The following is a 22,126-nucleotide window of genomic DNA, read 5'->3' on the forward strand; positions in this document are numbered from 1 at the left end:
CGTCGTGGCGCGTTTTGGCTGTTAGAATCGGCAGTCGTTTTTTCTGGAGTTTGCCGCTGTGATCACTTCCCGCCTTCGTACCCTGCGCGACCATATCCGTTGGGCCGTCAGCCGCTTCCATGGGGAGGATCTGTTTTTCGGCCATGGGACCGACAACGCCTGGGACGAAGCCCGTCAACTGGTGTTGGGTGCCTTGAACTTGCCGTGGGAAATTGCCGACAGCTACCTCGACTGCAATCTGGAAGAAGACGAGTTGGTCAACCTGCAGCGCCTGCTCAAGCGCCGCATCGAGGAACGCATTCCCACCGCTTACCTGTTGGGTGAAGCGTGGTTCTGCGGCATGTCCTTTATCGTCGACGAACGGGTGTTGATCCCGCGTTCGCCAATCGGCGAGCTGATCGAAAAACGTTTTGAACCGTGGCTGGGCGCCGAGCCCGCGCGGATTCTCGACCTCTGCACCGGTTCCGGCTGCATTGGTATCGCCTGTGCCTACGAGTTCCAGAATACCGAAGTGGTGTTGGCCGATCTATCGTTCGAGGCGCTGGAAGTGGCCAACCAGAACATCGAGCGTCATGGCGTCGATGAGCGGGTGTACACGGTGCAGGGTGATGGTTTCGATGGTTTGCCGGGTCAACGTTTCGACCTGATCGTGTCGAACCCGCCCTACGTCGATGCGGAAGATTTCGCCGACATGCCGGACGAATACCAGCACGAACCGGAGCTGGGCCTGGCCTGCGGCGATGATGGCTTGAACCTGGTGCGGCGCATGCTCGCCGAAGCAGCGGATCATCTGACCGAGAAAGGCTTGCTGATCGTCGAGGTGGGCAACAGCCAGGTTCACGTCGAGGCGCTGTACCCGGAAGTCGATTTCGCCTGGCTCGATTTCGAGCGCGGTGGGCATGGGGTGTTCATGTTGTCGGCCGAGCAGTGCCGCGATCATCAGCCGTTGTTCGCTTCCCGCGTTTAACCCTCGAAAGCTTTCGCGAGCAAGCCCGCTCCCACACTCGATGGTTGTCGATCACAAATGTGTCGTCAGACATCGATCCAGTGGGGGAGCGGGCTTGCTCGCGAATAGCGGCACCGCGGCCTCAAGCCTTCAACGCTGCGTAGCAATCCAGATCAACAACCCTGCCTGAAACACCGCAAACGCCACCAGGCAGGTGATGGTAAAACGCAACCCGGCGTCTTCGCGCTTGTACTTGCTGACCTTTTCTTCGTGTTTCTTGAGCTTCACTTCCTGCTCGGCCAGATTCTGCTCGGCTTGCTGGAGCATCTGCGCCGCCTCGAGGATTTCCACCTGTTGCAGCTTTTCGGTGTTCCAGTCGGCCAGCAGGTCGCCGACCTGCACCTCTTTGACGCTGCCCTTCAGATGTTGGGCGTCGGCATACGCCACCTCAAAACCATGGGCCTTGAGAAAGTGATCGCGGCGCAGGCGCGTGTCTTCGTTCAACGCGTCCTTGTTGTTCAGGTCGGTGCCGTCGACGGTGTAGCCGGGCCATCTCTTCTTTGCCCAGTTTATGCCTTGAGCCGCCATGTAGCGCCCGATCCCACGGTTCATCGGTTCGATCTGCAAACCGCTGTCCGGCCCGAAATGCACGCGTTTGGTGGTGTGATCGACCCACACGTCCAGATGATTCTGTTCCTTGCGCACGCGCTGACCGGGGAGCGAGATACTCATGCGCATCAGGCTGTGTTTCTTGTCGTTGCGTTCGGCGTAACCGAATTCGACAAAGCGCAACGGCCGTCCACCGGTATTGCGGTCGGTCTGCAACGGCGCCAGACGGAGCATCTTGTGGTGCTCGACATGGACGTCCGCCCACGGCAGCTCCACCGCTGGCGGTGCCTCTTTTTCAGCGGTGGTGTCGGGTGAAGTCTGGGTATCAGTCATAACGGCGAGATCCTGTCCAAGCTCAGCTTGTCGCCAGTCATACGCTGGTGACAAAGGCTTATCGGCCAAACACCGCTTAACTGGAGCGAAGTCCGTCAATAAACCCGAGGATTCGCGCGCCAAGTTCGGCTGCCAGCGGCAATTGAGGGTCCTTGTAAGAAGCCATTTGCCGTTTGACGTCGTTGGGCACGATGCGCATGACGTGGTTCATGCCTTCGATCAGCGCCAGTTCGGCGTCGGGTTTGGCTGCCTTGAGCAGCCTGGCGTCACCGACACCGACCTGGATGTCGTTGCTACCCTGGATGATCAGCGCCGGCATCTTCAATTTGGCGAAGGCGGCCGCCGGGTCCTGGCGGAACAGCGAAATCAGATACGGCTGCACGCTTGGGCGAAAAATCACCTGCAATTGCGGCGGCACGTTGTCGTCGGTTTTTCCGGCCTTGAGGCTGTCGAGCAGCTCGTTGCTGCGCAGCATCAAGGGTGGTGGCAGGCGATTGCTCAGTTGCTGGCGTAGCACCTGATCGATAGGCCGGGCGCTGCCGGACATGGAAATCACCGCCGACGCATCGAGGCTCGGTGCCGCCAGGCTGGCGATCAAGGCGCCTTCGCTGTGCCCCAGCAGGATCAGCTTGCCAAAGCGCGGATCGGCTTTGAGTTTTCGGCCCCAGGCTTCGGCATCGGCCACATAAGCCTCCACCGACAGATTGCGTTCGTCCGGGGTCGCCGCAAGACTCGCTGCCACGCCACGCTTGTCGTAACGCACACTGGCGATGTTGTGTTTGGCCAGCACCCAGGCCAGACGCTTGAGGCTGTCGTTGCGCCCGCCGTCGGGGTTATTTCCGTCACGATCCGTAGGACCGGAGCCAGAAATGATCAGGACAACCGGTACAGGTGTGTCGGACTTGGGCAGCAACAACGAGCCGAAAAGCTCGCCGGTGCCGGTGTCCAAAGTGATCGGGCGTTGCAGGACAGTGGCCTGTACAAAGCCGGTAAACAAGGTAAGGCTCAAGGCTAGAACTCGCAGCATCATCACGCCATCATCAACAAGATGCCGGTTGGACTCGCGGGCACCCATAAGGTTCGAGGATGAACTAGTTGGGTAGCCTGCGTATACTGGCGCGCATTACGTATTCAGGTTCATTTCACGGAGCGTCCTGCATGTCCGGCAATACCTACGGCAAGCTGTTCACTGTCACCACCGCAGGCGAAAGCCATGGTCCGGCGTTGGTCGCCATTGTCGACGGCTGCCCGCCGGGCCTGGAGATTTCCCTTGAGGATTTGCAGCGCGACCTCGATCGGCGCAAGCCCGGCACCAGCCGCCACACCACCCAGCGCCAGGAAGCCGACGAAGTCGAAATCCTTTCGGGCGTATTCGAAGGGCGCACCACCGGTTGTGCCATCGGCCTGTTGATTCGCAACACCGACCAGAAGTCCAAGGACTACTCGGCGATCAAGGACCTGTTCCGCCCGGCCCACGCCGACTACACCTATCACCACAAATACGGTGAGCGCGATTACCGCGGCGGCGGTCGCAGCTCTGCGCGGGAAACCGCCATGCGCGTGGCGGCCGGGGCGATTGCGAAAAAATACCTGGCTAGCCAGGGCATCGTCATTCGCGGCTACATGAGCCAGCTCGGCCCGATCGAAATCCCGTTCAAGACCTGGGATTCGGTGGAAGAGAACGCCTTCTTCAGCCCTGACCCGGACAAAGTGCCGGAGCTGGAAGCCTATATGGACCAGCTGCGTCGCGACCAGGATTCGGTCGGCGCGAAGATCACTGTCGTGGCGGAAGGCGTGATGCCAGGCCTCGGCGAGCCGATCTTCGACCGTCTCGACGCCGAGCTGGCCCATGCGCTGATGAGCATCAACGCGGTCAAAGGCGTGGAAATCGGCGCCGGTTTCGCCAGCGTCGCCCAGCGCGGCACCGAACACCGCGATGAAATGACGCCGGAAGGTTTCCTCAGCAACAACGCTGGCGGCATTCTGGGTGGCATCTCGTCCGGCCAGCCGATCGTTGCGCACTTGGCACTCAAACCGACGTCGAGCATCACCACGCCGGGCCGTTCCATCGACATCCATGGCAACCCGGTGGAAGTGGTTACCAAGGGCCGCCACGACCCGTGTGTCGGCATCCGCGCCACGCCGATTGCCGAAGCGATGATGGCCATCGTGCTGATGGATCACCTGTTGCGTCACCGCGGGCAGAATGCCGATGTGCGCGTGAGCACGCCGGTGCTGGGTCAGCTTTAATGGCTGACCTCACAGCCGCCAGGGTCTGACGACGTTGGCGGCGCTCCCGTACTGGCGGCTCTCCAGTTTCTATCTGTTCTATTTCGCCTTGCTCGGTTCGACAGCGCCGTTTCTGGCGCTGTACTTCGATCACCTGGGCTTTTCCGCCGCGCGCATCGGCGAGCTGGTGGCGATCCCGATGCTGATGCGCTGCGTGGCGCCGAACATCTGGGGCTGGCTCGGTGACTACACGGGCCGACGCCTGGCCATCGTGCGCTTCGGTGCGGTCTGCACGCTGCTGACCTTCTCGCTGATTTTCGTCAGCAAGACCTACGCCTGGCTGGCGATGGTCATGGCGTTGCACGCGTTCTTCTGGCACGCGGTGTTGCCACAGTTCGAAGTCATCACCCTGGCGCATTTGAAGGGCCAGACGTCCCGCTACAGTCAGATTCGCTTGTGGGGCTCGATCGGTTTCATCATCACCGTGGTTGCACTCGGCCGCTTGTTCGAATGGCTCAGCCTCGATATTTACCCGGTGGCGCTGGTGCTGATCATGGCCGGGATCGTGGTCAGCAGCCTGTGGGTGCCGAACGCCCAACCGGCCCAGGGCGAGCGGTTGGCGGGGGACGGTTTCCTCCAGCAACTGCGCAATCCCGGGGTGTTGGCGTTTTACGGTTGCGTGGCGCTGATGCAGATGAGCCATGGGCCGTATTACACCTTTCTGACGTTGCACCTTGAGCGACTCGGTTATAGCCGTGGATTGATCGGCATGCTCTGGGCCGTCGGGGTGGTCGCCGAAGTCTTGATGTTTTTGGCCATGAGCAAGATCCTCGCGCGCTTCTCCGTGCGCCGGGTGCTGCTGGCGAGTTTTCTGCTGGCGGCGTTGCGTTGGTTGTTGCTGGGTTCGTTCGCCGAATTTCTCTGGGTGCTGTTGTTCGCGCAGGTGCTGCACGCCGCAACGTTCGGCAGCTTTCATGCCGCTGCCATCCAGTTCGTGCAACGTAGCTTCGGCGCGCGTCAACAAGGGCAGGGCCAGGCGTTGTACGCCGCACTGGCTGGCACCGGCGGCGCACTGGGCGCGTTGTATTCCGGTTACAGTTGGAATGCGCTCGGCGCCACCTTCACTTTTAGTATTGCCAGTCTCGCCGCCTTCGCCGCTGCCGTTATCATTGCCACACGTATGCAAGAGGACAGGCCATGAGCGTTACCCGTGAACACCTGGCCCAGGAAATCATCGATGCCGGGCGTTTTCTGTATGGCCGCGGCTGGTCCCCGGCCACCAGCAGTAATTATTCGACACGCCTGTCGCCGACCGAAGCCTTGTTGACGGTGTCTGGCAAGCACAAAGGTCAGTTGGGCATCGACGATGTGTTGGCCACCGACCTCTCGGGCAATAGCCTGGAACCGGGCAAAAAACCGTCCGCCGAAACCCTGCTGCACACCCAGCTCTACCGCTGGCGCCCGGAGATCGGTGCGGTGCTGCACACCCATTCGGTGAATGCCACCGTGCTGTCACGCCTGGCGCCGCAAGACTTCATCGAGTTCGAAGACTACGAACTGCAAAAAGCCTTCAGCGGCGTGTCGACCCATGAATCCCGGGTACGCGTGCCCATTTTCGATAACGATCAGGACATTGCGCGCCTCGCCGCCAAGGTGCAGCCTTGGCTCGACGCCCATCCCGATTGCGTCGGCTATCTGATTCGCGGCCACGGCCTCTATACCTGGGGCGCGCGCATGAGCGATGCGCTGCGGCAGATCGAGGCTTTTGAATTTTTGTTCGAGTGCGAGTTGAAGACCCGCAGCGTCATGAACCGTCAAGGCTGACTTCACAAGAAGTCGCCCATTGCCTGATGAAGCGCCTGGCCTGACCGGTCTGAAAGAACCGGAAGGCGAGGCCGATACCGAGGAATCGCCCCATGAGCAGCCTGTCCGTTTATCACATCTCCAGCCCCGAAATACCGAACAAGGTATTGACCCATTTCGAAGACATCGCCTCGACCTTGGCCGAGCAGGGCGTGCGTTTTGACCGTTGGCAAGCCGCGGCAAAAATTCAGCCCGGCGCCAGTCAGGAAGAAGTGATCGCCGCGTACCAGGAGCAAATCGACAAGCTGATGACCGAGCGCGGTTACGTCACCGTCGACGTGATCAGCCTGAACAGCGATCACCCGCAAAAAGCCGAGCTGCGCGCCAAGTTCCTCGACGAACACCGCCACGGCGAAGACGAAGTACGATTTTTCGTCGCCGGTCGTGGCTTGTTCACCCTGCACATCGACGATTACGTCTACGCCGTGCTCTGCGAGAAAAACGACCTGATTTCGGTGCCGGCCGGCACCCCACACTGGTTCGACATGGGCGAGCATCCGCATTTCGTCGCGATCCGTCTGTTCAATAACCCGGAAGGTTGGGTGGCCAACTTCACCGGCGAAGACATCGCTAGCCGCTTCCCGCGTCTTGAGGACTGAGTCGATGCCGATCAAAGCGATTCTCACCGACATCGAAGGCACCACCAGCGCGGTGAGTTTTGTGTACGACGTGCTATTTCCCTACGCCGCCAGACACCTGCCGGATTTTGTTCGCCAGAACGCCGGGCGGGAGGATGTTGCCGAGCAACTGGACGCCGTGCGCCGGGAGAGCAATGAGCCGCAAGCGGATGTCGAGCGGGTGGTCGAAATTCTTCTGGGCTGGATTTCCGAAGACCGCAAGGCCACGCCGCTCAAGGCGTTGCAGGGGATGGTCTGGGAGCAGGGTTATCAGGCCGGGCAGTTGAAAGGCCACGTGTACCCGGACGCCGTTGAAGCGCTCAAGCGCTGGCACCAGGAAGGTTTCAACCTGTTCGTTTATTCCTCGGGCTCGATACAGGCCCAGCGGCTGATCTTCGGTTGCTCGGAGGCGGGGGATTTGACGTCGTTGTTCAGCGGCTACTTCGACACCACTTCAGGGCCCAAGCGTGACGAGCAGTCCTACGCCAATATCACGCAGGCGATCAATGTCGAGGCTTCGCAAATTCTGTTTCTGTCGGACATCGTCGAGGAACTCGACGCGGCGCGCGAGGCAGGCATGGCAACTTGCGGGTTGGCTCGTGAAGGCGGGGAGCTGGCAGGGCATGTGACAGTCGACAGCTTTGCGCGAATCGATCTTTCAACGTTTTAACCTGTGGGAGTGAGCTTGCTCGCGATAGCGGCAGCACATTCAATACCAATGTGGCAGAAAGACTGCCATCGCGAGCAAGCTCGCTCCCACAGGGTTTACGCCAGAAACAACTCAGGCCGTGGAGCGAAAGCTCTCACGGCCTGATCGTTTTTACAGCTGCAGCGATTTACACCGAATGATAGGTCGGCAGAGCAAACCGTTGCTGGCTTTGCAGCATGGAAATCTGCGGCAATTCACTGGCTTGTTCGGCCAGGTCACGACGAATGGCGCTGATCACCCACGACAGTTGATCGCCAGCATGCAATTGCTGGTAGGAAATCGAACGCTTGAACACTTTGCCTTCGGTGCTGCGCAAAGTCAGCAGGATGCCGCCGTCAGGTCGATCCTGGGTGGTGACGTCGAAATTGGAGAACAAAGACGAAAATTTTTCTTGGATGAGGCTCATGTCTATCAGCTCCGTTAGCATTTGTTGGCAAGCATGGAGAGGTAGTTGCAGCCTTTGTGCCAGTATTTGTATTTATAAATATCCTTATAAATCAATTACTTAATTTTTAGGTGATTTTTGACCTTCGTGCAATCTGCATGAATAGCCATCGTGCATCCTGCATTTTGCGAGATCTGTTCCGATTGAATGGAACCAATTCACTGGGCGATGCTCTCGAAATCCAATGCAGCGTCCGTGGATACAAAACATTTCAAAAACCGCGTGTACAGCTCAAGAACCCCTGACGTATTTTCGGGTTCAATCAACGCCGCCCGACAATAAAAAGATCGAACGGGAGCAACATGAGCCGCACGCCGAACGACACGATTACCTGGGGCATGATGCTCCGCAAGTTGCCTTCCATTGCCAAAGCCATTCCCCGAGTGGTGAAAGGCATGAAAGTCGCCAACGTCAAGGACCCGACCCAACCGTGTGGCCTGGGCTGGAGCTTCGAGCAGGCCGCGTTGCGCAATCCCGATGGCCCGGCGCTGCTGCAGGGTGAGCTGACGCTGACGTATACACAGGTCAATCAGTGGGCCAATCGCATCGCCCATCATTTGATCGCCCAAGGCATCGTCAAGGGCGATGTGGTGGCGGTCTTCATCGAGAACCGTCCGGAACTGCTGGTGACGATACTGGCGGTGGCCAAGGTCGGCGCGATCAGTGCCTTGCTCAATACGTCGCAAACTCGCGATACCCTGGCCCACAGCCTGAACCTGGTGGCACCCGCGGCGATCATTGTCGGGGAAGAACTGGTCCCGGCGTTTGGTGCGGTCCGTGAGCGCGTGTCGATCGAGACGTCACGCACCTGGTTTGTCGCCGATCAAAACACCTATCGACAACCAGGCATCGCCCCCGATGGTTTCGTCAACCTGATGACCGCCAGTGTCGACAGCTCCAGCGACAACCCCGCCAGCAGCCGGCAGGTTTTTTTCGACGATCCTTGTTTCTACATCTACACCTCGGGCACCACCGGGTTGCCCAAGGCCGGCGTTTTCAAGCACGGTCGCTGGATGCGCAGTTCCGCGAGCTTCGGGATGATCGCGCTGGATATGCGTCCTGAAGATGTCGTCTATTGCACCTTGCCGCTCTATCACGCCACCGGGCTCTGCGTGTGCTGGGGGGCGGCCATCAGCGGTGCTTCGGGGTTTGCCATTCGCCGCAAGTTCAGCGCCAGTCAGTTCTGGCATGACGTGCGCAAGTACGGCGCGACGACCCTGGGTTACGTCGGTGAATTGTGTCGCTATCTGGTGGATCAGCCAGCCAGCGCCGACGATAGTAAACACAGGGTGACCAAGATGATCGGCAATGGATTGCGCCCGGGTGCGTGGAGCGAATTCAAGACGCGGTTCGGGGTGAACCACATCTGTGAGCTGTACGCCGCCAGCGACGGCAATATCGGCTTCACCAACATTCTCAACTTCGACAACACCGTGGGTTTTTCCTTGATGTCTTGGGAGTTGGCGGCCTACGACCACGACAGCGGTGCGCCTATTCGTGATGCCAGCGGCTTCATGCGCAAAGTCACCAAAGGCGAGCAGGGCTTGTTGCTGGCGAGAATCGACGACAAGGCGCCTCTGGACGGCTATACCGATCCGCAAAAGACCGAAAAAGTCGTGCTCCATGACGTGTTCGAGAAGGGTGATCGTTATTTCAATACCGGTGACTTGTTGCGTAACATCGGGTTCGGTCACGCGCAGTTCGTCGATCGTTTGGGCGATACCTTCCGTTGGAAAGGCGAAAACGTCTCGACCACCGAAGTCGAGAACATCCTCCTGCAACACCCGAATATCTCCGAGGCCGTGGCCTACGGCGTGGAAATCCAGAACACCAACGGGCGTGCCGGGATGGCGGCGATTACGCCTGCCGAATCCCTGGCGACCCTGGATTTCAGCGAGTTGCTGGCCTTCGCCCGGCAGCAAATGCCGGCCTACGCGGTGCCCTTGTTCCTGCGGGTGAAAGTGAAAATGGAGACCACCGGGACCTTCAAATACCAGAAGACCCGACTCAAGGACGAAGCCTTCGACCCGAACAAAACCGGCGATGACCCGATCTATGCCTGGCTGCCGGGGACCCAGACTTATGTGCAGGTCACCGAACAGTTGCTGGCAGAAATTCACAGCGGCAAATACCGTTATTGAATGTGGCTATGGCCGTCCATGAGAAAAAAGGAGTGACAGCTTCAAGGCCGCTCGGGAAACTGTCGGCTTTGCGAACAACAGACTGTGGAGTGCCCAATGTCAGACCAAAGCCGCCAGATGACCCCCGAAGAAGCCGCTGAATTTGCCGAACAGGTATTCAACAAAGCGCGCGAGGGCGATGCGGCCATGATGGCTGCGCTGCTGACCAAAGGCCTGCCGCCGAACCTGCGCAATCACAAGGGCGACACCCTGCTGATGCTGGCCGCTTACCATGGCCACGTGGAAACCGTAAAAGTCCTGCTCGAGCACAAGGCCGACCCGGAAATCCGCAACGACAACGGCCAGAGCCCGATTGCCGGCGCGGCGTTCAAGGGTGATCTTGCGGTGGTCAAGGCGTTGGTCGAAGGCGGCGCGCAAGTGGAAGGTTCGTCTTTCGACGGCCGAACCGCGCTGATGATGGCGGCGATGTTCAATCGCGTCGAAATCGTTGATTACCTGATCAGCAAAGGCGCCGACCCGAAGGCGAAGGACGCCAATGGTGTTTCCGCACTGGATGCCGCCAAGACCCTGGGGGCTGTGGATACCACTGCCCAGCTCGAGAAGTTGCTGGGCTGAGAGTGATAGGTTGTCGGTCAGTCAGCGTTCGCGAGCAAGCCCGCTCCCACAGTGGATTGTGTTGACACGCATCTCTTGTGTACGACACAGATGTGGGAGCGGGCTTGCTCGCGAATGGGCCAAACGCGATCAATGCGCTATCCTTCGCGCCCTCAAATTTCCCTCGCTACAGGATTCCGCCCCATGAAAGCCGCACTCGTCGAACTCATCAGCAAAATCAGCTCCGGGTGCATGAGCGATGACGAAATCCTGAAAGTCGCTGACGAAGCAGCCCAGGCCTACGCTGATCCAGCGGCTTTTCTGACGGCCAATCCGGATATCAACTACGACGACACCTTCCCGATCCCATTGGGTGAATGGGTCGTGGTGGGCAGTCTGCCGGAAACCGTGCTGTTCCAGGCTGACACCTACACGGATTTGTTCGCCCAGATCGTCGCCTCGTTCGGCCCCGGCGTTGATTTCAATATCAAACCCAAGCAACTGGCCAAGACCGAAGCCCTGACCGCGCTCAATCGCATCCAGGTGCAGATGAGCAGCATGAACAAGGAAAACGGCGGCTACGTACTGGTGAACTTCAGTCAGTTGCTCGACGATGAGCTACAAGTGGTGTTGGTCTTTGGCAACGACGTGCCGCGCGTGCTCGAGTTGTGCGCCGAAGTCGGCATCGCCGCCGCGCCCTCCCTGGAAGCCTTGAAAGTGGCCATCCACGTTTGAAGCGCCAACGCGGCTAATAAAACGGAACCCTCGCAAGGGCCGGCTATCCTAAGAGTGCAAACCACTCTTAGGGAGCGTCACCATGGGTTCCACGTTTAACAGCCTGGTTGGCTTGATCATTCTTGCCCTCGATATCTGGGCAATCATCAACGTGCTGAAAAGTGGCGTATCAACCGGGATGAAAATCGTCTGGGTGCTGCTGATCCTGCTGCTGCCGGTCCTCGGCCTGATCATCTGGGCCATCGCCGGGCCACGGGGCAATGTGCGGATCTGACTGATTTCCCGCAAACAACACCAAACCTGTGGGAGCGTGGCTTGCCCGCGATGCAGACGCCGCGGTCTGTCAATGACACCGCAGCGATCCTATCGCGGGCAAGCCACGCTCCCACAAGAAGTGTCGAGCCATCAAGTGACCTTCGACCTGTCATCTACCGCAACGTAGAATTCGCGCCTTTCCCAGGCAATCGAGGCGATCGATTGGCCATCATGGGCGGGTAACCGTCCGTTGCCACCGCATTCATCGGAGCACTTCCCATGAGCAACACCCCGACCAGCGATTACCTGGAAACCCTCTACGAAGGCTACGGCCAGCGTTTTCGCATGGAAAAACTGCTGCACGAAGTGCGTACCGAACACCAGCACCTGGTGATCTTCGAAAACCCGCGCATGGGCCGGGTGATGGCGCTGGACGGCGTGATCCAGACCACCGAAGCCGACGAATTCATCTACCACGAGATGCTCACCCACGTACCGATCATCGCCCATGGTTCCGCCAAGCGCGTGTTGATCATCGGTGGCGGCGACGGTGGCATGCTGCGTGAGGTGGCCAAGCACCGCAGCATCGAGCACATCACCATGGTCGAGATCGACGGCACCGTGGTCGAGATGTGCAAGCAGTTCCTGCCGAACCACTCCAAGGGGTCGTTCGATGATCCACGCCTGAATCTGGTGATCGACGACGGCATGCGCTTCGTCGCCACCACCACCGACAAGTTCGACGTGATCATTTCTGACTCCACCGACCCGATCGGTCCGGGTGAAGTGCTGTTCTCGGAAAACTTCTACCAGGCCTGCCGTCGCTGCCTGAACGAAGGCGGCATCCTGGTGACCCAGAACGGCACGCCGTTCATGCAAATCGGCGAAGTCAAAACCACCGCGGGTCGTCTGCGTAGCCTGTTCCCGGACTGGCACTTCTATCAGGCAGCCGTGCCGACCTACATCGGCGGCGCCATGACTTTTGCCTGGGGCGCGACCAATACCGCCTATCGCAAATTGTCCCGCGAAACCCTGCAGCAACGCTTCGCCGGCAGCGGCATCATTACCCGCTACTACAACCCGGAAATCCACATCGGCGCCTTCGCCTTGCCGCAATACGTGCTGCAAGCGGTGAACAAGCCAAGCAACGACTGAAAATTTACGCATTGCCTGTGGGAGCGGGCTTGCTCGCGAAGAGGGAGTGTCAGTCAATATTATTGTTGCCTGAGTCACCGCCTTCGCGAGCAAGCCCGCTCCCACAGGTTTTTCAAGGCTAAGCGCTGTAATCCGTTTGAACGATCAGTCAGGGCAAAAGTCCAGATAGTTGTAAGCCCATTTGCGGGTTTTATCGAGGAGGCACTGATGCAAAAGTGGAAAATCACTTTCGTGGATGATCACGGTGAAACAGTCGATGAAGTCTTTGAGTGCGAGGAGTGCCCGAACAACGAGCAAGCCGCCAAACTCATCAAGGCCCGGCTCCTTCCTGTCGCTGCCGAACTGGATCTGAACGATCTGGAAGGGCGAACCGATGACGCGAGCGTCAAAAGTCTTAAAACCCAGAACAGCATACAAATCCTCGGCATTACTCCCGTCTGATACTCCTCTTGTCACATTTGCATCCAGGCCTTGGCAGCGGCTCTGACTTGGGGCTACTCTGCAACCGAGATCAGCGAATGGATCGCTAAGGTCTGGTCTTGTCAGCTACATGCTTGCTTCCCACCGGTAACGTTGTTGCCGCATCGCTCGCACCATTCGGTTGCGAGCGCCGGGAATACGGAAAGTCTATCCATCAGTATGAGGGGGACGTTTCATGAGCACAGCCTATCAAGAAGACATCAGCAGCAGCGTGCTGCGCCGCATGAAAGAAGGCGGTTTCGACTTTTCACGGTTCCATCCCATCGAGTTCTACGCCATTTTCCCGGACGAGGAGCGGGCGCGCAGGGCGGCAGGGCATTACTGTGGTGAATCCTTGAATGCACAGATCAGTGTGCGCGATGACGGCGCGTGGTATCTGGAACTGAGCAAAGTGATGTACGCCACCTATGACGGCATCGGCGACTTTGAGCAGGGCTTCGAGGCGGTGGTCGAGCCTTTGGGCGGCATCATGGAAGGATGGGGCGTCAAACAGGAGGTACGAGGGCGACTCGCATAACTTATGAACAGTGACAACACTCAGTAACGGCTGACCTTAGGGTTGGCCGTTTTCGTTTGTGGGCACTGGAAAAGTATCTGGCAAAACCCTGAAACAAGAATGCGGCGCAAAAAAAACCGCCTGAGCAGGCGGCTAAAAGGGAAGTCGGGTCAGCTATTTCAGCGAATGCTTGGATTATCGGCATCGCCGTCCGGGCAGTGAAATCAACTCTGGCTATGCTGGTGATAGGCGACAACATTGCTTCGCAATGAAGCGGGGGCGATCAGGTGGGGGCATTTGCCGCACAGGATTGGTGCGGTGCGTGCGGGGCGGATATCCAACTGATTGATATAAAAGCGTTTATGCCGATGGCACGGGCCTTGCGAAGGCCTGGATGTCCGGGTGACAAGGAGTACGGCATGATCCGCACCTATTTTGATGAAATGTACGATGCCGGCGGCCAGGTCCGCCCGCATTACCGGGAGTTTGCCCGTTGGCTGGCCGAAACGCCTGACGAGCTTTTGGCACAACGGCGACGCGAGGCCGATCTGCTGTTTCATCGCGCCGGGATTACCTTCACGCTCTACGGTGACGAGCAAGGGACAGAGCGCCTGATTCCCTTCGACACCATTCCCCGCAGCATCCCCGCCAGCGAATGGCGAGTCGTCGAGCGCGGTTGTATTCAGCGGGTCAAGGCGTTGAACATGTTTCTCGCTGACCTTTATCACGAGCAGCGCATCATCAAGGCCGGCATTATTCCGGCCGAGCAAGTGCTGGCCAACGAGCAATACCAGTTGGCGATGCAAGGGCTCGATTTGCACCGGGATATCTATTCCCACATCTCTGGCGTCGATCTGGTGCGCGATGGCGACGGCACGTACTACGTGCTCGAAGACAATCTTCGTACACCGAGCGGCGTGAGCTACATGCTTGAAGACCGCAAGATGATGATGCGGCTGTTCCCCGAATTGTTCTCGGCACAGCGTATTGCACCTATCGATCATTACCCGAACTTGCTGCTCGACACCCTGAAAAGCTCCAGCCCGATCGATAATCCGAGCGTGGTGGTGCTGACCCCAGGGCGTTTCAACAGCGCGTTCTTCGAGCATGCGTTCCTGGCTCGGGAAATGGGCGTTGAACTGGTGGAGGGCGCGGATCTGTTCGTACGGGACGACAAGGTGTTCATGCGCACCACCGACGGGCCGAAAGCGGTCGACGTGATCTACCGTCGCCTCGACGATGCCTTCCTCGATCCGCTGGCGTTCAATCCGGATTCGATGCTCGGCGTACCGGGGCTGTTGTCATCCTACCGCTCTGGCAATGTCGTGTTGGCGAATGCCATCGGCACCGGGGTTGCGGACGACAAGTCGGTGTATCCATTCGTCACGGACATGATCCGTTTCTACCTGGATGAAGAGCCGATCCTGAAGAACGTGCCGACGTGGCAGTGTCGTAATCCCACTGAACTGTCCCACGTGCTGGCCAATCTTCCGGACCTGGTGGTCAAGGAAACCCAGGGCTCCGGCGGTTACGGAATGCTGGTGGGGCCGGCGGCTTCGGCGGCGGAAATCGAATCGTTCCGCGCGCGGATCAAAGCCAAGCCCCACGCGTATATCGCACAACCGACGCTGTCGCTGTCGACCTGTCCGACCTTTGTCGAAAACGGCATCGCTCCACGCCATATCGACCTGCGTCCGTTTGTATTGTCTGGCCGCGAAACCCGGGTTGTGCCCGGCGGTTTGACCCGTGTCGCCCTGCGCGAAGGCTCCCTGGTGGTGAACTCCTCCCAGGGTGGCGGAACCAAGGACACCTGGGTGGTCGAGGATTGAAGGAAGCCTGCCATGTTAAGTAGAACTGCCTCGGATTTGTATTGGATGTCGCGTTACCTGGAGCGGGCGGAAAACCTCGCGCGGATGCTCGACATCAGTTATTCGCTGTCGCTGATGCCTCAGGATGGTCGCGGTGACGGCCTGCACGAACTGGCCATGCCGTTGCTGATTACCGGCACCCTGGACGATTACCTGGAGCGTCACGGCGATCTGCATGCCGAACGGCTGCTGCATTTTTTTGCCCTGGACGCGGCCAACCCGGCGAGCATCTACAGCTGCCTCGGCGCCGCGCGGGCCAGTGCCCATGCGGTGCGTGGGCGAATCACCGCTGATATGTGGGAAAACATCAACGCCACCTGGCTGGAAATCCGCGGCATCGCCGACCAAGGCTTGAGTCGCTACGGCATGAGCCGTTTTTGCGAGTGGATCAAGGAGCGTTCCCATCTGTTCCGCGGCGCATCCTACGGCACGATCATGCGCAACGATGCGTTCCGCTTCATTCGTCTGGGGACGTTTATCGAAAGGGCTGACAACACCTTGCGCCTGCTCGATGCCCGATACGAAATGGCCGGCGATCAGGCGGAAGCAGTCAGCGACGGCACGGCCCACGCCTATTACCAGTGGAGTGCTTTGTTACGGGCGTTGTCATCGTTCGAGGCTTACACCGAGATCTACCGCGATGCGCCCGGTGCCCGGCATGTGGCCGAATTGCTGTTGCTGCGCGCTGACGTCCCGCGTTCGCTGCGGGCTTGTACCGAAGAAATCGACCAGATCCTCGCCCAGTTGCCGGGGGCCAACGGCCGACCTGCGCAACGCCTGGCGGCGGAAATGGACGCGCGCCTGCGCTACACCGGCATCACCGAAATTCTCGACGAAGGCCTGCACGCCTGGCTGACCGAGTTCATCCCGCTGGTGCGCCAGTTGGGCAATGCCATACACAGTTCCTACCTGGAGGCTGCATGAGACTTTCCATTAGCCACGAGACCACCTATCACTACGAAGATCAGGTGCGGGCGAGCATCCAGTATTTGCGACTGACACCCCACGACAGCGAGCGCCAGCACGTGCTCAGCTGGCAGCTCGACCTGCCGCGCCCAGTGCGTGCGCAACTCGACCCGTTCGGCAACATCCTGCACGTGCTGACCATGGACGAACCTCACGAGGCAATCATCATCGGCGCCCGTGGCCAGGTGGACATCGACGAACTGCGTGAAGCCGAGCATGAGAGCCAGTCGGCGCTGCCGTTCCTGCGATTCACGCGCCTGACCGAAGCTGACGAAGCCCTGCGCGCGTTTGCCGAGAAGGAATGCAAGCAGCGCCGGGATCGCACGGCGCTGATCGATTTGATGCATGGCCTGAACTCGCACATGACTTACACGCCAGGTTCCACCGAAGTGGACACCAGCGCCGCCCAGGCTTTCGCCGGTCGATCGGGCGTCTGCCAGGACCATACCCATGCATTTCTCGCCTGCGCCCGCAGCCTGGGCATTCCATCGCGTTATGTGTCGGGCTATTTGTACAGCGAGGACTGCGAACACCTGGCCAGCCACGCTTGGGCCGAAGCCTGGCTCGATGACGCGTGGTACAGCTTTGATGTGACCAATGAACTGGCGCGGCCCGAGCGTCATTTGAAACTGGCGGTGGGCCTGGATTACCTGGATGCCTGCCCGGTGCGCGGCATGCGCCGGGGCGGTGGATGCGAGCAGATGCATGCGAAGGTGTTTGTTTCGCCGACGCCTTTGCCGGTTATTTCTGTGCAACAACAGTAATTGGAGATACCGCTTCGCGAGCAAGCCCGCGCCCACAGGGATCTTCATTGCACAGGAGATCTATTGTGGGAGCGGGCTTGCTCGCGAAGAGGCCAGCCCAGGCAATACAAGGCTATGGTTTAACCTTGCGCCCAGCCATATGCTTCAAATACCCCACCACCATCTCCAGATCCCCATCCGGCAAGACCTGCGCCGAAAACCCCGGCATCTTCGCCTGCGGCCACTGGCGCAAACTCTGCGGATCACGAATGTAGCGCTTGAGAAAATCCGCGCCGAAGTATTCGGTGGGGTTAAACGGAATATTCAGATCCGGCCCGAACTGCGCATCCCCCGCGCCGTTGAGTCGATGGCAGGCCAGGCAATTTTTCTGGAACAGCGCAAAACCCTTATTGACCGGATCGTTCGCCGTCAGCGCAGGATCAGGCAGCAGAGCAGGGAAACGCTCCGCCACCGGCGCCATGCGCTTGATGCTGGCGACCTGAAACGGCCATTGTTCAGGGCTGATATTGCCGGCCTGCGGATCGACCCACACCAGATAAAACGGCCCGGCACTTGGCTTGCCTTCGGACAGCGGCGGCCACGGTTTGGCTGGGTCCTCAATCGCCAGCCAGGCTCGCGCACCCTGGGTCTCGAGCAGTGGAGCTGCAGCCAGTTCGGCGGCAAAACCATCCAGGGCCACGGCTTGCAGATGGTCTTCAGGCTTGATATCGGTCAACAAAGCGGCCAACGGAACGGCGCGATAGCTCATGTCCCGTTTGTAGGAAACGTCGTTGCTGATGGTGATGGTCTGGGCCTGAGGATGCTTGAGCAACTCCTCGGTCTGCCAGGTGCGACTTTTCGCGCCCAGCTCCAGGTTCAGCTGTGCGGCATAGAGGGGCGTGCCGAGTAGCAAGGCCCCGAACAGAATGAGCATTTTCAAGTGATCGCCGTCCATGTCGTGGAAGTGCCGCAAAGGTTGGCACACCCACGCTGGCCCGGGTAGCGAGCCAGTCACATTTTTATGAGGCGATATAATTCTTTATGAATAACAGCTTGGCCTAGCGCTCCAGTCAGCCGATCACCTTCGTCAGGTTCGGCAAAATCAACAACAGCGTAGTGGCGAAAAGAATGAGCCCGGCTTGACGTACTTTCGATTGCTTGAACATGGCTGACCGCCTTTTTTTGTTATTTCCTGATGCTTGCCTGCATTTCTCCATGACGGCAAAGCGTTGCACTTCCTGTAGCACGAGCGCCTCGGCAAAACCCGACGACAACTTCGTACAACTTCACCTTAGAGCCCGCGTCACGCTTGCTTTAGATCCATTTCGTATGGAGCTGTCAGAAATAGCTCTTAAAACGATATGAGGCCTATTGCCAGCTTCTTCGACGCCCGTCTGCTAGACAGCTTCGTGTCCAGAACTGGTAAATCCGATAGCCGACTACCGTCCGTCTGAGCGTGTCCGTCAACATCCGTGAGCACTGCGGTCATTGAATCCACGCCCGCTCGGCCTAAGGTGGGAACTCTGTATTTACTCCCCGCCCAGGTTCGAGGACGTCATGACCCAAGCTTTTATTTTCGACGCGTTACGCACGCCCCGCGGCAAAGGCAAGGCCGATGGCGCCTTGCACAGCGTCAAACCGGTGAACCTGGTGGCCGGGTTGCTCACGGCGCTGCAGCAGCGCACCTCCCTCGATACCAGTCAGGTCGACGATGTGGTGCTGGGCTGCGTGACACCCATCGGCGACCAAGGCTCCGACATTGCCAAAAGCGCGACGCAGGTGGCCGATTGGGACGTCAGTGTGGCGGGGCTGCAGATCAATCGCTTCTGCGCGTCAGGGCTGGAGGCGGTGAACATTGGGGCGATGAAAGTGCGCTCCGGCTTCGAAGACCTGGTGGTGGTCGGTGGTGTTGAGTCCATGTCTCGGGTGCCGATGGGCAGCGATGGGGGGGCCTGGGCGCTGGACCCGGAAACCAATCTTCACAGTCATTTCACGCCGCAAGGCGTGGGCGCTGACCTGATCGCCACGATTGAAGGCTTCAGTCGTCAGGACGTCGATGCCTACGCGTTGCACTCCCAGCAAAAGGCTGCGCGAGCGCGGGCAGACGGTTCGTTCAACAAATCCCTGGTGCCGGTGCAAGATCAGAACGGCATCATTTTGCTCGATCACGATGAATTCATCCGCGCCGAATCAACCCTGGAAGGCCTGGGCAAGCTCAAGCCGAGTTTTGAAATGATCGGGCAAATGGGTTTCGACGCCACGGCGCTGCGGGTCTACAGCCATGTGGAGCGGATCAACCATGTTCACACGCCGGGCAACAGCTCCGGGATCGTCGATGGTGCGGCGCTGATGCTGATCGGTTCCGAAGCCAAAGGCCGGGCGCTGGGCTTGCAGCCACGGGCGCGGATTGTCGCCACGGCGGTCACCAGCACTGACCCGACCATCATGCTCACCGGTCCCGCGCCGGCCACCCGCAAGGCACTGGCCAAGGCCGGGTTGCGGGTCGAAGACATTGACCTGTTCGAGGTCAACGAAGCCTTTGCTTCGGTGGTGCTGAAGTTCATCAAGGACATGGCCATCGACCCGGACAAGATCAACGTCAACGGCGGTTCCATCGCCATGGGCCACCCGCTGGGCGCCACGGGCTGCGCGATTCTTGGCACGTTGCTCGATGAACTGGAAACCCGACGCCTGCGCTACGGCCTCGCGACGCTGTGTGTCGGCGGCGGCATGGGCATTGCCACCATCATCGAACGCCTCTGAGCCCCGACTTCAAGGAAAAGTGACATGAGCGAAGCCATTCGTTACGAAAAAGGTCAGGACCAGATCGTCGTCCTGACCATCGACATGCCGGGCCAGAGCGCCAACACCATGAACGCGGTCTACCGCGAGGCCATGGCCGCCTGCGTCGCCCGCCTGGTTGCGGAGAAGGACACCATTGCCGGCGTCGTCATCACCTCGGCGAAGAAAACCTTCTTTGCCGGTGGCGACCTCAATGAGTTGATCAAGGTCGGCAAGCCCGAAGCCAAAGCGTTCTACGACATGGTGCTGACCCTCAAGGGCCAACTCCGTACCCTGGAAACCCTCGGCAAACCGGTGGTCGCCGCGATCAGCGGCGCGGCGTTGGGCGGTGGTTGGGAAATTTGCCTGGCGTGCCATTACCGCGTGGCGCTGGACAATTCGTCGGTGCAACTCGGCCTGCCGGAAGTGACCTTGGGCCTGTTGCCGGGGGGTGGCGGGGTGGTGCGCATGGTGCGCATGTTGGGCCTTGAAAAAGCCTTGCCGTACTTGCTCGAAGGCAAGAAGGTCCGGCCGCAGCAAGCGTTGCAGGCGGGGTTGATCGATGAACTGGCGGCGGATCGTGATGAGTTGCTGGCCAAGGCACGGGCGTGGATTGTCGCCCATCCGAACGCGGTACAGCGTTGGGACGTGAAGGGTTATCAGATACCGGGTGGTACGCCGTCGAACCCGAAAGTCGCACAAATGCTGGCCATTGCGCCGTCGATCCTGCGCAGCAAAACCCAAGGCTGCATGCCCGCGCCGGAGAAAATCCTCTGCGCCGCCGTGGAAGGCGCTCAGGTGGATTTCGACACGGCACATCTGATCGAAACCCGCTACTTCACCGAGTTGACCACCGGGCAAGTGTCGAAAAACCTCATTGGTACGTTCTGGTTTCAGCTTAATGAGATTAATGCGGGCGGTTCGCGGCCCCAGGGGTTTGCACCGTGTGTGACGCATAAAGTCGGTGTGCTGGGCGCGGGGATGATGGGCGCCGGTATTGCCTTCGTCAGTGCCTCGGCCGGCATCGACGTGGTGCTCAAGGACATCAGTATTGCAGCCGCGGAGAAGGGCAAGGCGCATTCAGCGGCGTTGCTGGACAAAAAAGTTGCCCGCGGCCAGTTGAGCGTCGAGCAGCGAGACGCGGTGCTGGCGCGGATTAAAACCACGGAAAATGATGACGACCTGGCAGGTTGCGACCTGATCATTGAAGCGGTGTTTGAAGATCGTGAACTGAAAGCCAAAGTCTCGTCAGCGGCTCAGAAAATCGTTGGCCCCGATGCGGTCATCGCCTCCAACACCTCGACCTTGCCGATCAGCGGCCTGGCCACCGCCGTGCCGGATCAGACTAAATTTATCGGCCTGCATTTCTTCAGTCCCGTGGAGAAAATGCCGCTGGTGGAAATCATAAAAGGCGTTAATACCAGCGACGAAACCCTGGCCCGCGGGTTCGATTTCGTACTGCAAATCAAGAAAACCCCGATTGTGGTCAACGACAGTCGTGGATTCTTCACCTCGCGGGTGTTCGGTACGTTCACCAACGAAGGCATTGCGATGCTCGGTGAGGGCGTGAGCGCGCCGATGATTGAGACCGAGGCTCGCAAGGCCGGCATGCCGATCGGGCCTCTGGCGATCTCCGACGAAGTTTCCCTCAGCCTCATGAGCCATATCCGCCAGCAAACTGCCAAAGACCTGCAAGCAGAAGGGAAACCGCTGATTGAGCACCCGGCATTCGCCGTGATTGACTTACTACTCAACGAATACAAGCGTCCGGGCAAGGCCGCTGGAGGTGGTTTCTACGATTATCCGGTCGGTGGCCAGAAGCATTTGTGGCCAGAACTGAAAATCCGCTTTGAGAAAGCCGATGGGCAGATTTCGCCGAAGGATGTGCGTGATCGCCTGCTGTTCGTGCAAGCCATCGAAACCGTACGCTGCGTGGAGGAGGGCGTGCTGACCTCCACGGCGGATGCCAACATCGGCTCGATTTTTGGTATTGGTTTTGCCGCCTGGACCGGCGGTGCACTGCAGTTCATCAACCAGTACGGCGTGAAAGACTTTGTCGCCCGCGCCCAGTACCTGGCCGAGCAGTACGGCGAACGTTTTGCCCCGCCCGCGTTACTGCTGGAGAAAGCGGCCAAAGGGGAGGCATTCTAAGGGACCGATG

22 protein-coding genes are annotated in these 22,126 nt (G+C 59.2%); 18 read left to right on the plus strand and 4 right to left on the minus strand.

What is annotated here, in order from left to right:
* The first annotated feature begins 58 nt into the window (after nt 1-58).
* Nucleotides 59-967: a 50S ribosomal protein L3 N(5)-glutamine methyltransferase gene (gene prmB, locus ACA055_RS08600; RefSeq protein ID WP_497683234.1), complete on the plus strand. Its 909-nt coding sequence runs from the start codon at nt 59-61 to the stop codon at nt 965-967.
* 129 nt (nt 968-1,096) lie between these two features.
* On the opposite strand, the gene ACA055_RS08605 is transcribed toward prmB, so the two are convergent.
* Together ACA055_RS08605 and ACA055_RS08610 are read right to left on the minus strand one after the other, a co-directional pair.
* A complete protein-coding gene (locus ACA055_RS08605; RefSeq protein WP_497683235.1) occupies nt 1,097-1,888 on the minus strand; it encodes a hypothetical protein in 792 nt (263 codons plus the stop codon).
* 76 nt (nt 1,889-1,964) lie between these two features.
* Complete coding sequence (locus tag ACA055_RS08610; RefSeq protein ID WP_497683236.1) at nt 1,965-2,963, minus strand: alpha/beta hydrolase; 999 nt, start codon at nt 2,961-2,963, stop codon at nt 1,965-1,967.
* Between the two features lie 83 nt (nt 2,964-3,046).
* On the opposite strand from ACA055_RS08610, the gene aroC reads away from it, so the two are divergent.
* The 5 genes from aroC to mtnC all read left to right on the plus strand — a co-directional run bounded on the left by aroC (nt 3,047) and on the right by mtnC (nt 7,267).
* Nucleotides 3,047-4,138, plus strand: a complete 1,092-nt coding sequence (aroC, locus tag ACA055_RS08615) for a chorismate synthase (RefSeq protein ID WP_497683237.1) — start codon at nt 3,047-3,049, stop codon at nt 4,136-4,138.
* Between the two features lie 34 nt (nt 4,139-4,172).
* Nucleotides 4,173-5,318, plus strand: a complete 1,146-nt coding sequence (locus ACA055_RS08620) for an MFS transporter (protein ID WP_497683238.1) — start codon at nt 4,173-4,175, stop codon at nt 5,316-5,318.
* Nucleotides 5,315-5,941 carry a methylthioribulose 1-phosphate dehydratase gene (locus ACA055_RS08625; protein WP_497683239.1) on the plus strand — a complete coding sequence of 209 codons (627 nt, stop codon included), beginning with the start codon at nt 5,315-5,317 and terminating at the stop codon, nt 5,939-5,941. Before ACA055_RS08620 ends, ACA055_RS08625 begins: the two co-directional genes overlap by 4 nt.
* 92 nt (nt 5,942-6,033) lie before the next feature.
* A complete protein-coding gene (locus ACA055_RS08630) occupies nt 6,034-6,579 on the plus strand; it encodes a 1,2-dihydroxy-3-keto-5-methylthiopentene dioxygenase (RefSeq protein ID WP_497683240.1) in 546 nt (181 codons plus the stop codon).
* Nucleotides 6,580-6,583: 4 nt separating this feature from the next.
* Nucleotides 6,584-7,267 (plus strand): acireductone synthase, encoded by a 684-nt coding sequence (mtnC, locus tag ACA055_RS08635; RefSeq protein WP_497683241.1) that lies wholly within the window; start codon nt 6,584-6,586, stop codon nt 7,265-7,267.
* A gap of 166 nt (nt 7,268-7,433) precedes the next feature.
* On the opposite strand, the gene ACA055_RS08640 is transcribed toward mtnC, so the two are convergent.
* Complete coding sequence (locus ACA055_RS08640; protein WP_497683242.1) at nt 7,434-7,712, minus strand: DUF3509 domain-containing protein; 279 nt, start codon at nt 7,710-7,712, stop codon at nt 7,434-7,436.
* A gap of 341 nt (nt 7,713-8,053) precedes the next feature.
* Between ACA055_RS08640 and ACA055_RS08645 the strand changes: the two genes are divergently transcribed.
* The 10 genes from ACA055_RS08645 to ACA055_RS08690 all read left to right on the plus strand — a co-directional run bounded on the left by ACA055_RS08645 (nt 8,054) and on the right by ACA055_RS08690 (nt 17,205).
* The gene (locus tag ACA055_RS08645) at nt 8,054-9,892 is read left to right on the plus strand and encodes a long-chain-acyl-CoA synthetase (protein ID WP_497683243.1); all 1,839 of its coding nucleotides are present in this window, start codon (nt 8,054-8,056) and stop codon (nt 9,890-9,892) included.
* Nucleotides 9,893-9,988: 96 nt separating this feature from the next.
* Entirely contained in the window at nt 9,989-10,507 is a 519-nt protein-coding gene (locus tag ACA055_RS08650; RefSeq protein ID WP_017339632.1) for an ankyrin repeat domain-containing protein, read from the plus strand.
* A gap of 183 nt (nt 10,508-10,690) precedes the next feature.
* Entirely contained in the window at nt 10,691-11,221 is a 531-nt protein-coding gene (locus ACA055_RS08655; RefSeq protein ID WP_497683244.1) for a hypothetical protein, read from the plus strand.
* Between the two features lie 82 nt (nt 11,222-11,303).
* Nucleotides 11,304-11,495 carry a PLDc N-terminal domain-containing protein gene (locus tag ACA055_RS08660; RefSeq protein WP_497683245.1) on the plus strand — a complete coding sequence of 64 codons (192 nt, stop codon included), beginning with the start codon at nt 11,304-11,306 and terminating at the stop codon, nt 11,493-11,495.
* A 260-nt stretch (nt 11,496-11,755) separates the two neighbouring features.
* A complete protein-coding gene (gene speE / locus ACA055_RS08665) occupies nt 11,756-12,631 on the plus strand; it encodes a polyamine aminopropyltransferase (protein WP_497683246.1) in 876 nt (291 codons plus the stop codon).
* 207 nt (nt 12,632-12,838) lie between these two features.
* Nucleotides 12,839-13,072 (plus strand): hypothetical protein, encoded by a 234-nt coding sequence (locus ACA055_RS08670; protein WP_497683247.1) that lies wholly within the window; start codon nt 12,839-12,841, stop codon nt 13,070-13,072.
* Between the two features lie 214 nt (nt 13,073-13,286).
* The gene (locus tag ACA055_RS08675; protein ID WP_497683248.1) at nt 13,287-13,628 is read left to right on the plus strand and encodes a ribonuclease E inhibitor RraB; all 342 of its coding nucleotides are present in this window, start codon (nt 13,287-13,289) and stop codon (nt 13,626-13,628) included.
* 398 nt (nt 13,629-14,026) lie between these two features.
* Entirely contained in the window at nt 14,027-15,436 is a 1,410-nt protein-coding gene (locus ACA055_RS08680) for a circularly permuted type 2 ATP-grasp protein (RefSeq protein WP_497683249.1), read from the plus strand.
* Nucleotides 15,437-15,448: 12 nt separating this feature from the next.
* Nucleotides 15,449-16,399 carry an alpha-E domain-containing protein gene (locus tag ACA055_RS08685; protein ID WP_033055742.1) on the plus strand — a complete coding sequence of 317 codons (951 nt, stop codon included), beginning with the start codon at nt 15,449-15,451 and terminating at the stop codon, nt 16,397-16,399.
* Nucleotides 16,396-17,205 carry a transglutaminase family protein gene (locus ACA055_RS08690; protein ID WP_497683250.1) on the plus strand — a complete coding sequence of 270 codons (810 nt, stop codon included), beginning with the start codon at nt 16,396-16,398 and terminating at the stop codon, nt 17,203-17,205. Before ACA055_RS08685 ends, ACA055_RS08690 begins: the two co-directional genes overlap by 4 nt.
* Before the next feature lie 112 nt (nt 17,206-17,317).
* Here ACA055_RS08690 and ACA055_RS08695 read toward each other — a convergent pair whose 3' ends face one another.
* The gene (locus ACA055_RS08695; RefSeq protein WP_497684375.1) at nt 17,318-18,139 is read right to left on the minus strand and encodes a c-type cytochrome; all 822 of its coding nucleotides are present in this window, start codon (nt 18,137-18,139) and stop codon (nt 17,318-17,320) included.
* 602 nt (nt 18,140-18,741) lie between these two features.
* Here ACA055_RS08695 and ACA055_RS08700 point away from each other — a divergent pair.
* Both ACA055_RS08700 and ACA055_RS08705 read left to right on the plus strand, forming a co-directional pair.
* Nucleotides 18,742-19,947 (plus strand): acetyl-CoA C-acetyltransferase, encoded by a 1,206-nt coding sequence (locus ACA055_RS08700; protein ID WP_497683251.1) that lies wholly within the window; start codon nt 18,742-18,744, stop codon nt 19,945-19,947.
* Nucleotides 19,948-19,971: 24 nt separating this feature from the next.
* Nucleotides 19,972-22,116 (plus strand): 3-hydroxyacyl-CoA dehydrogenase NAD-binding domain-containing protein, encoded by a 2,145-nt coding sequence (locus ACA055_RS08705; protein ID WP_497683252.1) that lies wholly within the window; start codon nt 19,972-19,974, stop codon nt 22,114-22,116.
* Nucleotides 22,117-22,126 lie beyond the last annotated feature (10 nt).

This window comes from Pseudomonas sp. LBUM1657 (assembly GCF_059716075.1).

Excerpts from the sequence above, each read along its gene's own strand:
- ACA055_RS08680 (WP_497683249.1), top strand. The coding sequence starts at position 14,027 with ATGATCCGCACCTATTTTGATGAAATGTACGATGCCGGCGGCCAGGTC.
- ACA055_RS08645 (WP_497683243.1), top strand. The coding sequence starts at position 8,054 with ATGAGCCGCACGCCGAACGACACGATTACCTGGGGCATGATGCTCCGC.
- ACA055_RS08640 (WP_497683242.1), bottom strand. The coding sequence starts at position 7,712 with ATGAGCCTCATCCAAGAAAAATTTTCGTCTTTGTTCTCCAATTTCGAC.
- ACA055_RS08625 (WP_497683239.1), top strand. The coding sequence starts at position 5,315 with ATGAGCGTTACCCGTGAACACCTGGCCCAGGAAATCATCGATGCCGGG.
- speE (WP_497683246.1), top strand. The coding sequence starts at position 11,756 with ATGAGCAACACCCCGACCAGCGATTACCTGGAAACCCTCTACGAAGGC.
- ACA055_RS08610 (WP_497683236.1), bottom strand. The coding sequence starts at position 2,963 with ATGGGTGCCCGCGAGTCCAACCGGCATCTTGTTGATGATGGCGTGATG.
- ACA055_RS08655 (WP_497683244.1), top strand. The coding sequence starts at position 10,691 with ATGAAAGCCGCACTCGTCGAACTCATCAGCAAAATCAGCTCCGGGTGC.
- ACA055_RS08650 (WP_017339632.1), top strand. The coding sequence starts at position 9,989 with ATGTCAGACCAAAGCCGCCAGATGACCCCCGAAGAAGCCGCTGAATTT.
- ACA055_RS08700 (WP_497683251.1), top strand. The coding sequence starts at position 18,742 with ATGACCCAAGCTTTTATTTTCGACGCGTTACGCACGCCCCGCGGCAAA.
- ACA055_RS08685 (WP_033055742.1), top strand. The coding sequence starts at position 15,449 with ATGTTAAGTAGAACTGCCTCGGATTTGTATTGGATGTCGCGTTACCTG.
- ACA055_RS08605 (WP_497683235.1), bottom strand. The coding sequence starts at position 1,888 with ATGACTGATACCCAGACTTCACCCGACACCACCGCTGAAAAAGAGGCA.
- ACA055_RS08660 (WP_497683245.1), top strand. The coding sequence starts at position 11,304 with ATGGGTTCCACGTTTAACAGCCTGGTTGGCTTGATCATTCTTGCCCTC.
- ACA055_RS08705 (WP_497683252.1), top strand. The coding sequence starts at position 19,972 with ATGAGCGAAGCCATTCGTTACGAAAAAGGTCAGGACCAGATCGTCGTC.
- aroC (WP_497683237.1), top strand. The coding sequence starts at position 3,047 with ATGTCCGGCAATACCTACGGCAAGCTGTTCACTGTCACCACCGCAGGC.
- mtnC (WP_497683241.1), top strand. The coding sequence starts at position 6,584 with ATGCCGATCAAAGCGATTCTCACCGACATCGAAGGCACCACCAGCGCG.
- ACA055_RS08695 (WP_497684375.1), bottom strand. The coding sequence starts at position 18,139 with ATGGACGGCGATCACTTGAAAATGCTCATTCTGTTCGGGGCCTTGCTA.
- ACA055_RS08690 (WP_497683250.1), top strand. The coding sequence starts at position 16,396 with ATGAGACTTTCCATTAGCCACGAGACCACCTATCACTACGAAGATCAG.
- ACA055_RS08630 (WP_497683240.1), top strand. The coding sequence starts at position 6,034 with ATGAGCAGCCTGTCCGTTTATCACATCTCCAGCCCCGAAATACCGAAC.
- ACA055_RS08670 (WP_497683247.1), top strand. The coding sequence starts at position 12,839 with ATGCAAAAGTGGAAAATCACTTTCGTGGATGATCACGGTGAAACAGTC.
- ACA055_RS08675 (WP_497683248.1), top strand. The coding sequence starts at position 13,287 with ATGAGCACAGCCTATCAAGAAGACATCAGCAGCAGCGTGCTGCGCCGC.